Origin of the sequence: Actinomadura soli (genome assembly GCF_005889715.1) — a bacterium.
Taxonomy (GTDB): domain Bacteria; phylum Actinomycetota; class Actinomycetes; order Streptosporangiales; family Streptosporangiaceae; genus Spirillospora; species Spirillospora soli.
Genome location: NZ_VCKW01000364.1, coordinates 1 through 6351, shown reverse-complemented (window position 1 = coordinate 6351; position 6351 = coordinate 1). Strand labels below are relative to the sequence as shown.

At 70.5% G+C, this 6351-nt stretch carries 4 protein-coding genes; 3 read left to right on the top strand and 1 reads right to left on the bottom strand.

The window, feature by feature from the left end; genetic code table 11:
• The first annotated feature begins 206 nt into the window (after nt 1-206).
• The 3 genes from ETD83_RS38170 to aspS are packed head-to-tail and all read left to right on the top strand — an operon-like array spanning nt 207 to nt 3997.
• Nucleotides 207-947, top strand: a complete 741-nt coding sequence (locus ETD83_RS38170; RefSeq protein ID WP_138650067.1) for an MBL fold metallo-hydrolase — start codon at nt 207-209, stop codon at nt 945-947.
• Nucleotides 948-959: 12 nt separating this feature from the next.
• Entirely contained in the window at nt 960-2240 is a 1281-nt protein-coding gene (gene hisS / locus ETD83_RS38165) for a histidine--tRNA ligase (RefSeq protein WP_138650066.1), read from the top strand.
• Nucleotides 2237-3997: an aspartate--tRNA ligase gene (aspS, locus tag ETD83_RS38160; RefSeq protein ID WP_138650065.1), complete on the top strand. Its 1761-nt coding sequence runs from the start codon at nt 2237-2239 to the stop codon at nt 3995-3997. The genes hisS and aspS overlap by 4 nt, the downstream gene beginning before the upstream one ends.
• A 38-nt stretch (nt 3998-4035) precedes the next feature.
• Here aspS and ETD83_RS38155 read toward each other — a convergent pair whose 3' ends face one another.
• Nucleotides 4036-6276, bottom strand: coding sequence for a RelA/SpoT family protein (locus tag ETD83_RS38155; RefSeq protein WP_407921553.1), 2241 nt, complete (start codon nt 6274-6276; stop codon nt 4036-4038).
• Nucleotides 6277-6351: the final 75 nt, after the last annotated feature.

The window sequence follows — 6351 nt, the reverse complement described above, 5'->3', positions numbered from 1 at the left end:
CTCCAGCCCCCACCCACCACCATTCAACGGACGAGCTCCGCCCGGCCGACCGTCCTCCAGCCCCCACCCACCGCCATTCAACGGACGAGCTCCGCTCGACCCGCCGGCTGGCGACACGGCGACGGTGCTATCTCGTTCGCGGAGGCAATGGCCGCGCCGGTACCCTCGGACACGCCCACCCGAGATGGTTCGAAGGAAGGACGACCGTGCTCGTCGCCGGGTTCCCCGCCGGATCTTTCGCCGCGAACTGCTATGTCGTGGCGCCCGCCGCGGGCGAGGAGTGCGTCATCATCGACCCCGGCCAGGACGCCGAGGCCGGGATCGACACCATTCTGCGCGAGCACCGGTTGAAACCGGTCGCGGTGCTGCTGACGCACGGCCATATCGACCATGTCTGGTCGGTGGCCCCGGTCTGCGGCGCGCGGGACGTCCCCGCCTACATCCACCCCGGCGACCGCGATCTGCTCACCGATCCGGCGAGGGGCCTGTCGCTCGGCGCGGGGCAGCAGTTGTTCGGCGGCCTGGAGCTGGCGGAGCCGGACGACGTGCGGGAACTGGCCGACGGCTCGGCGCTGGAGCTGGCCGGGCTGCCCTTCACCGTCGACCACGCGCCGGGCCATACGCCCGGGTCGGTGACGTTCCGGACCCCGAAGACGCAGGAGATCCCGGACGTGATGTTCTCCGGCGACCTGCTGTTCGCCGGGTCCATCGGACGCACCGACCTGCCGGGCGGATCGTACGAGGAGATCCTCGCGAGCCTGTCCCGGGTGTGCCTCACCATGCCCGACGAGACGGCCGTCCTGCCCGGCCACGGCGAGCAGACCACAATCGGCCGCGAACGCGCGACCAATCCGTTCCTCACGGAGCTTTCGCCGGGGGGTACAGGGGGGTCGTCCCCTCTGAATGACCCGGGGATTCCGGCGGACGGGCCCAACAAGGGATTCTGAGCCAGAGAGACCATGAGTTCGAGCTTCCGGGCCCCCAAGGGGGTCAGTGAATACGTTCCGCCACGCGCGGACCTCTTCTATGCCGTCCGCGAGGCGTTCGCCGAGCAGGCGCGGCTGGCCGGTTACGGCTATTTGGAGCTGGCCGTCTTCGAGGACACCAATCTGTTCAAGCGCGGCGTCGGAGAATCGACGGACGTGGTGTCCAAGGAGATGTACACGTTCGAGGACAGGGGCGGCCGGTCGCTGACGCTGCGTCCGGAGTTCACCGCGTCGGTGCTGCGGTCCGTCCTGGAGAACAACCTGCACAAGGGCGCGCTGCCGGTGAAGGTGTGGACGACCGGCCCGGCGTTCCGCGCCGAGCGGCCGCAGCAGGGCCGCTACCGGCAGTTCTACCAGCTCGACCTGGAGGCGATCGGCAGCGAGGACCCGCGGGTCGACGCGGAGACGATCGCGATCGCGTGGAACTGGTACCGGTCCCTCGGCCTCACGCGGGTGCGGTTGCTGCTGAACTCGCTCGGCTGCCGGGAGTGCCGTCCGGCCTACCGGGCCCTGCTGCAGGACTTCCTGCGCGGCCTCGACCTGGACGAGGACACCCGCGCCCGCGTCGAGATCAACCCGCTGCGGGTCCTGGACGACAAGCGCCCCCAGGTCCGGGCCCAGATCGCGAACGCGCCGCTGATGGCCGACCACCTGTGCCCGGCCTGCAAGACCTACCACGACAAGGTCCGCGAGCTGCTCACCGACCTCGGCATCGCGTGGGAGGACACCCCGACCCTGGTCCGCGGCCTCGACTACTACACCCGCACGACCTACGAGTTCGACCACCCGCTGCTGGGCGCGCAGTCCGGCATCGGCGGCGGCGGGCGCTACGACGGCCTGTCGGAGGACATCGGCGGGCCGCCGCTGCCCGGCATCGGGTTCGGCCTCGGCCTGGACCGCACGCTCCTCGCCCTGGACGCCGAGCGGCACGAGGACGGGCGCGCCGCGCTCCCCGTCCGGCCGCGCTGCGAGGCGTTCGGGGTCCCGCTCGGCGAGGCCGCGGAGCGGCGGCTGTTCACGCTGGTCGACGAGCTGCGCCGGGCCGGGATCGCCGCCGACATGGCGTTCGGCGGGAAGCGGCTGAAGGGCGCCATGAAGGACGCCGACCGCTCGGGCGCCCGGTACGCCGTGATCCTCGGGGAGCGAGATATCGCGGACGGCGTCGCCCAGGTCAAGGATCTGGCCGAGGGCGAGCAGACCGCCGTCCCGCTCACCGACATCATCACGACGTTGAAGGAAAGGCTCGCACCATGATCCGCTCGCACGAGGCGGGGACGCTCCGCAAGGAGCACGCAGGGCAGCAGGTCACGCTGGCCGGCTGGGTCGGCCGCCGCCGCGACCACGGCGGCGTCACGTTCATCGACCTGCGCGACGCGTCCGGGACCGCGCAGGTCGTGTTCAGGGAAGAGGACACGGCGCACGACCTGCGCTCGGAGTTCTGCGTCAAGGTCGTCGGGGAGGTCCGCGTCCGGCCGGCGGGCAACGAGAACCCGGAGCTGCCCACCGGTGACGTGGAGGTCGCCGCCGCCGACATCGAGGTGCTGGCGGACGCGGCGCCGCTGCCGTTCCCCATCGAGGGCGACGTCAACGTCAACGAGGAGATCCGCCTCAAGTACCGGTACCTGGACCTGCGCCGCGACGCCGTCGCGCGGGCCATGAAGGTCCGCTCGGAGGCGTCGTTCCTGACGCACGAGGTGATGCGCGAGCACGGCTTCGTCAACGTCGAGACCCCGACGCTGACGCGGTCGACGCCGGAGGGCGCCCGCGACTTCCTCGTCCCCGTCCGGCTGCAGCCGGGCCACTGGTACGCGCTGCCGCAGTCGCCGCAGCTGTTCAAGCAGCTCCTCATGGTCGGCGGGCTGGAGCGCTACTACCAGATCGCGCGCTGCTACCGCGACGAGGACTTCCGCGCCGACCGGCAGCCGGAGTTCACCCAGATCGACATCGAGATGTCGTTCTGCGACCAGGACGACGTCCTGACCGTCGGCGAGGACCTCGTCGCCCGGCTGTGGAGGGAGATCGCCGGGTACGAGATCCCCCTCCCGATCCCCCACATCACCTACGCCGACGCCATGTCCCGGTTCGGCTCCGACAAGCCCGACCTGCGGTTCGGCCTCGAGCTGACCGACATGACCGAGTACTTCGCCGGAACGTCGTTCCGGGTGTTCCAGGCCCCGTACGTCGGCGCGGTCGTCATGCCGGGCGGCGCGGCCCAGACCCGCAAGGAGCTGGACGCCTGGCAGGACTGGGCGAAGGCCCGCGGCGCCCGCGGCCTGGCGTACGTGCTCGTCCAGGAGGACGGGACGCTCGGCGGCCCGGTCGCCAAGAACCTGTCCGACGCCGAGAAGTCGGGCCTCGCCGCGAAGGTCGGCGCCGACGCCGGCGACGCGATCTTCTTCGGCGCGGGCAGGCGGCACGCCACGCAGGAGCTGCTCGGCGCGGCCCGGCTGGAGATCGGCCGCCGCCGCGACCTGATCGACGAGTCGGCCTGGGAGTTCGTGTGGGTCGTCGACGCGCCGATCTTCGAGCCGGTGGAGGACGACAAGGGCGAGCAGATCGGCTGGACGTCCGTGCACCACCCGTTCACGGCACCGAAACCGGAGTTCGCGTCGACGTTCCAGGACGACCCGGGAAGCGCCCTCGCGGACGCCTACGACCTCGTCCTGAACGGCACGGAGATCGGCGGCGGGTCGATCCGTATCCACCGTGCGGAGATGCAGCAGCGGGTGTTCGACGTGCTGGGCCTGTCCAAGGAGGAGGCCGAGTCGAAGTTCGGGTTCCTGCTGGAGGCGTTCAAGTTCGGGCCGCCGCCGCACGGCGGCATCGCGTTCGGCTGGGACCGGACGGTCATGCTCCTCGCCGGGCAGGACTCGATCCGCGACGTGATCGCGTTCCCGAAGGCGGCGTCCGGCTACGACCCGCTGACGGCCGCGCCGACGCCGATCACCCCGCAGCAGCGCGCCGAGGCCGGCGTGGACGTGATCCCCGAGGACGAGCCCGCCGAAGGCTGACCGCAACGGGCTGACGAAAGACAGAAGCGGCGCCGCCCCTATCGGGTGGCGCCGCTGGTCGTCCGGTAGACGTCGTAGACCCCGTCGATGGACCGGACGGCCTTCAGCACGTGCCCGAGGTGCTTCGGGTCGCCCATCTCGAACGTGAACCGCGACACCGCGACCCGGTCGCGGGTCGTGGTGACCGACGCCGACAGGATGTTGACGTGCTGGTCGGACAGGACGCGGGTCACGTCCGACAGCAGCCGCGGGCGGTCGAGCGCCTCCACCTGGATAGCGACCAGGAAGACCGAGTCTTCACCCGGGGACCACTTGACGTCGATCAGCCGGTCTGGCTGCGACTTCAGGCTGGCGACGTTGGAGCAGTCGGCGCGGTGCACCGACACGCCGTGCCCGCGCGTGACGAACCCGACGATGTCGTCGCCCGGCACCGGGGTGCAGCAGCGCGACAGCCGGACCCACACGTCGGGGTCGTCGGCGACGACGACGCCCGGGTCGCCGACGGGACGGCCCCGCTTGCGGCGGGTCGGCAGCGCGATCTCGGCGAGGTCCTCGTCGGCGCTCTCCACACCGCCGAGCGCGTCCACGAGCTTCTGGACGACGTTCTGCGCCGACACCTGGCTCTCCCCGACGGCCGCGTACAGCGACGAGACGTCCGGGTAGCGCATGTCGCGGGCGAGGGCGAGCAGCGCCTCCCCGGACATCATCCGCTGCAGCGGCATGTTCTGCTTGCGCATCGCGCGGGCGATGGCGTCCTTGCCGGACTCGATCGCGGTGTCGCGGCGCTCCTTGGAGAACCAGTGCTTGATCTTGTTGCGGGCGCGGGCGCTCTTGACGAAGCCGAGCCAGTCGCGGCTCGGACCGGCGTCCTGCGACTTGGAGGTGAACACCTCGACGGTGTCGCCGTTGTCGAGGGTCGACTCGAGGGGGACGAGACGGCCGTTGACGCGGGCGCCGATACATCGGTGCCCGACCTCGGTGTGGATCGCGTACGCGAAGTCGACCGGCGTCGCGCCCTGCGGCAGCGCGATCACGTCGCCCTTCGGGGTGAACACGAACACCTCGGAGACCGACAGGTCGAACCGCAGCGACTCCAGGAACTCGGCCGGGTCGGCGGTCTCCTTCTGCCAGTCGAGGAGCTGGCGGAGCCACTGCATGTCACCGGCCTTGCGGCCGCCGACCGTCTCCTCCTTGTACTTCCAGTGCGCGGCGACGCCGTACTCGGCGCGGCGGTGCATGCCCCACGTGCGGATCTGCAGCTCGACGGGCTTGCCCTCCGGGCCGATCACCGTGGTGTGCAGCGACTGGTACATGTTGAACTTCGGCATCGCGATGTAGTCCTTGAACCGGCCGGGGACCGGGTTCCATCGCGCGTGGATCGAGCCGAGCGCGGCGTAGCAGTCGCGGACGCTGTCGACGAGGACCCGGATGCCGACCAGGTCGTAGATGTCGTCGAAGCTGACATCCCGCGCGATCATCTTCTGGTAGATCGAGTAGTAGTGCTTGGGCCGTCCGGTCACGGTGGCCTTGATCCGGGCCTCGCGCAGGTCGGTGGAGACGTTCTCGATGACTTCCTGCAGGTAGACGTCGCGGCGCGGGGCGCGTTCTGACACCAGCCGGGCGATCTCGTCGAACCGCTTCGGGTACATGGTGGCGAACGCGAGATCTTCCAGCTCCCACTTCAGCGTGTTCATGCCGAGGCGGTGCGCGAGCGGGGCGAACACCTCGAGCGTCTCGCGGGCCTTCTTCTCCTGCTTGTGCCGCGGCATGTAGCGCAGCGTCCGCATGTTGTGCAGCCGGTCGCCGAGCTTGATCACCAGGACGCGGATGTCGCGGGACATCGCCACGACCATCTTGCGGACGGTCTCGGCCTCGGCGGCCTCCCCGTACTTGACCTTGTCGAGCTTGGTGACGCCGTCGACCAGCGCGCCGATCTCGTCGCCGAAGTCGGCGGTGAGCTGCTCCAGCGTGTACGGGGTGTCCTCGACCGTGTCGTGCAGCAGCGCCGCGCAGAGCGTCTCGGTGTTCATGCCGAGCTCGGCGAGGATGGTGGCGACGGCGAGCGGATGCGTGATGTACGGGTCGCCGCTCTTGCGCTTCTGGTCGCGGTGGTGGTGCGCGGCCACGTCGTAGGCGCGCTCGATGAGCCGCAGGTCGGCCTTCGGGTGGGTGTTGCGGACGGTCTTGATCAGTGGTTCGAGTACCGGGTTCATAGCGGGGCCGCGCTGGGCGCCCAACCTGGCGAGCCTACGGCGCACCCGGGCGGCAGACGGTGGAATCGTGGCCGGCGTGGGCCTGGACGGATCTGCGGTCTCGGACGCGGCGGCGTCCGAGACCGCAGATCCGTCCAGGCC

Coding starts and splice junctions, on each gene's coding strand:
- hisS (WP_138650066.1), top strand. CDS start 960: ATGAGTTCGAGCTTCCGGGCCCCCAAGGGGGTCAGTGAATACGTTCCG.
- aspS (WP_138650065.1), top strand. CDS start 2,237: ATGATCCGCTCGCACGAGGCGGGGACGCTCCGCAAGGAGCACGCAGGG.